At 68.9% G+C, this 3,307-nt stretch carries 3 protein-coding genes; 2 read left to right on the forward strand and 1 reads right to left on the reverse strand.

Annotated features, from left to right (window positions below):
• The coding region (locus VFW04_12370) for a glycosyltransferase family 39 protein (protein HEX5180120.1) at nucleotides 1-1,926 on the reverse strand (1,926 nt) is incomplete at its 3' end.
• A 275-nt stretch (nucleotides 1,927-2,201) separates the two neighbouring features.
• Here VFW04_12370 and VFW04_12375 point away from each other — a divergent pair.
• Entirely contained in the window at nucleotides 2,202-3,005 is an 804-nt protein-coding gene (locus tag VFW04_12375; protein ID HEX5180121.1) for an aquaporin, read from the forward strand.
• A gap of 23 nt (nucleotides 3,006-3,028) precedes the next feature.
• Nucleotides 3,029-3,307, forward strand: a 279-nt coding sequence (locus tag VFW04_12380; protein ID HEX5180122.1) for a hypothetical protein, incomplete at its 3' end; no start/stop codon positions are given.

Genomic DNA, 3,307 nt, shown 5'->3' on the forward strand with positions numbered 1-3,307 from the left:
TTCGCGCCACCGCAGGGTGAAGCGGCCGATCTGCTCGTGGAGGGGAAAGCGCTGCTCGAGCGCTGCGGCGAGGCTGGTCGGCATGGCGCCTGAAAAATCTCCGTGCGCGTTGATGGCTACTGCGGTGACGCCGCGTGCGTCGAGCTCACGCATGATGCGCGGCGTTCGCCCAACGGAGTTGTCGAAGAAATCGAAGAGCGTGCGGGTGGGGTTGCGGAGGCCGGAGAGAAAGTAGACTTCCGGAGCGTCGGGACCGGCGTACGTGTAGGTGGACTGCGAGTGGGCGCGCAGCTCGTGCACCAGGGCGCCGTACATCGCGCTGTCGTAGGGCGATACGCGTATTCCGCCGCGCGCCAGCGGCAGGGCGGAGTGCTGATTGTCGGCGGCGTTGGAAAGCCCGATGGCGAACACGGACGATGAGTGGATGCGGACGACGGCGAATGCGACATACGCCGCGGCACAGACGCCAGTCAGGCGGCGCCACGCCGGTCCGCGCCGTGCGGCGAGCGCGACCGCCGTCAGCGCGGCCAACGACCCGGCGTAGAAGAAGTAGTTAGGCACGGCGAAGGGAAACTGGACCAGGCCGCACCAGGCGGTGGCTGCCGCCAGCAGGAAGATCCGTGCATTGCCGGTGTCGTCCGCGCCGCCGCGCGGGAGGCGCGCGAGGTGCCATGCGGCCCACACCGCGGCGAGTGGTATCAGCACGCGCATCGGGATCCAGGCGACGTGGTACACGACCGCTACGGATGCGCCGATGGGCACGGCGACGCACGCGATCGTGAACAGGATCTCCGCTTCCCGGCGGCCGCGGACGGAGAACCTCCGCGCGATCCGTGGGATGATCAGCCCCGCCGCCGCGAGGACGACGAACGCCGCCGATCCGCGCGGCGCGCGGTAGGCGAAGCTCAAGCGCCGCGCCGGCAGCACGAAGACGCCGTGCATCAGCGCGCCTAACGAGCCGCCGGCTGCGTACGGGATGAGCGCCAGGGCAACGGGCAGCAGCAGGCCGGCGACGAACGGCAGCCCGAGTTGCGTTAGGCCTGCGACGCGCGCCCGCCACTCCGTGGGCGGCGCGCGCCACTCGCGCCACACGAGCAGCGCCGCGAGCGCGGCGCCCGGCAATATGAATTGCACCAGAACGTCGGACGTCAGATGGCCGCGTATCAGTACGAGCAGCGCCGCAACCGCGGTCGACGCGGCCAGCGTAACGAGAACCGAGCCCAGCCGTCCCACTGGCCCTTCCGAGTCGCGCGGGAGGGCGCGGTCCTGGTCGTGATACAAGAGGAATAGCAGCGCGGCGCCGACGAAATAGAGGCCGACGATCTTGATGAGGCAGGAGAGTCCGGCGCACACACCGGCAGCCACGAGCCAGCGCCGACGCCCGTCATCCAGGTAGCAGAACAGCGCCGCCACCCCGAAGGTCGCCAAGAACAGGTTGTACCACGAGGGCATCGCTTCGGGATAGACCGGGATGCTCCACGAAGCCGCCAACAGCGTCACGGCGATAGCGAGCGACTTGGGCGCGACCCGGCGCGCGATCGCGTAGACAGCAGGCAGCCAGAGCGCGAATGCGACGAGGAGCGTGATGCGCATGGCCATGAGACTCGTTCCCCACAGTCGGAACGAGAGCGCGTTCAGGTAGCTGAGACCGCCCGTGTAGATCTCGTCGAAGTCGCGGTGCGGCAGTTGGCCCGCGAGCACGCGCTGCGCGCTTTCGCCAAGCGCACCGGCGTCGAAGGGTACCCAGCCGTGCGGCAGGCGAAGCGCCGCGTAGCTCACGCAAACGACCCACAGCAGCACTGCCAAGACCCATTCGTTGCGTTCGACGCGCAGACTCCACCCCGTGGCGGACGAACGCGCTGATGGAGGCGCGGTCACATCCGTCGCGGTGCCGCTGGCGGGTGATGCGTCGAGCGAAACGGTCAAGTGTCGGACGTGGCTGGCGAGGAGGAAGGCGGACGACCTGGCGGTAGCGCGCGGTTCCGCCCGTGGATGACGAGGCATCCTGCCGGAAGGGAACGGCGGCGCGGCGGCAGCATGGTTGCTTCGGCGGCCTGACGCTATCCATCCGGCTTGCGCCACCCACGCCGTCAAGCGTAAATCCTAACGCAAGCGGTTCCTCACAAGAGCATCGACTTCTTCCTTTCGGCACGCCGCATCCGCCCGGATCGCCGCACGGGCATTGCCTACCGGGGGCCATCATGACATCGGACGCGACAGGCACGGCTGCCGTCGGTGAGCCGCAAGGCGTGGTGCAGCAACGCTTGTCGCACGATTTCCTCGAGCGCGCGCACGAGTGGCGGCGCATCGTGGCGGAGTGTTGGGGGACGTTCCTGCTGGTGGTGGTTGCCGCCGGCGCAGACGTGATCGGGGCTCGCAGTCCCGGCGCCATCACGCCCGCCATGGCGGTGGTCGCGCCGGGGCTCATGGTGATGGCGGCGATCTATTTCATGGGGCAGGTGAGCGGCGCGCATCTCAATCCGGCCGTCACGCTCGCCTTTGCCGTTAGGCGCAATTTTCCGTGGAACCGGGTGGCCGGCTACATCGGCGCCCAGGTGGCCGGCGGGCTCGCAGCTGCCGTGTTTCTCCGGATCATGTTCGGCAGCGTGGGGGCGCTCGGCGCGACGGTGCCGGGCGCGGGGGTAGGGGCGGGGAAGGCGTTCGTGATGGAGGTGCTGCTCACGGCGGGCCTGGTCAACACGATTCTCGGCACGGCCACGGGCGCGCGGAACATCGGCACCAACGGGGCGATCGCCGTGGGCGGATACATCGCGCTGGCCGGACTGTGGGCGGCGCCGGTGAGCGGCGCGTCGATGAATCCCGTGCGGTCCCTGGCGCCCGATCTCGTGCGGGGACACCTGGGCACGACGTGGGTCTACATCGCCGGTCCATTGTTAGGCGCACTGTTAGGCGCTTTGCTCGAAATGTTGCTGGTCGGGAAGCCGACCCGGGCCGGCACCATCGCCGCCCAGGGCGAGCTCGGCGCCGATGACGCGGCGCGCTAGCGGCGCGCTCCGCAGGGAGGAGCATGAAGATCGATCCGGATGACTTTCGCGTGCGGGAGGGAGACTCGGTCGCGCTCCGCCACTGGCCGACGACGGTGAAGCCGATCTACAAGTCGAAGGAGCACTATCGGGAGATCCTGGCGGAGCACGTCGCGCAGCTGAGCGCGCTGCAGGAGCTGCTCTACGCAACCGACCGCTTTGCCGTCCTGCTGATCTTTCAGGCGATGGACGCGGCGGGCAAGGATGGTGTGATCGAGCACGTGATGTCGGGCGTCAACCCGCAGGGCTGCCAGGTCTTCAGC

The organism is Gemmatimonadaceae bacterium, from assembly GCA_036273715.1.
Lineage (GTDB): Bacteria > Gemmatimonadota > Gemmatimonadetes > Gemmatimonadales > Gemmatimonadaceae > JADGGM01.

Bases quoted from the DNA above. Each gene is read 5' to 3' on its own strand.
- VFW04_12375 (HEX5180121.1), top strand. From the start codon at position 2,202: ATGACATCGGACGCGACAGGCACGGCTGCCGTCGGTGAGCCGCAAGGC.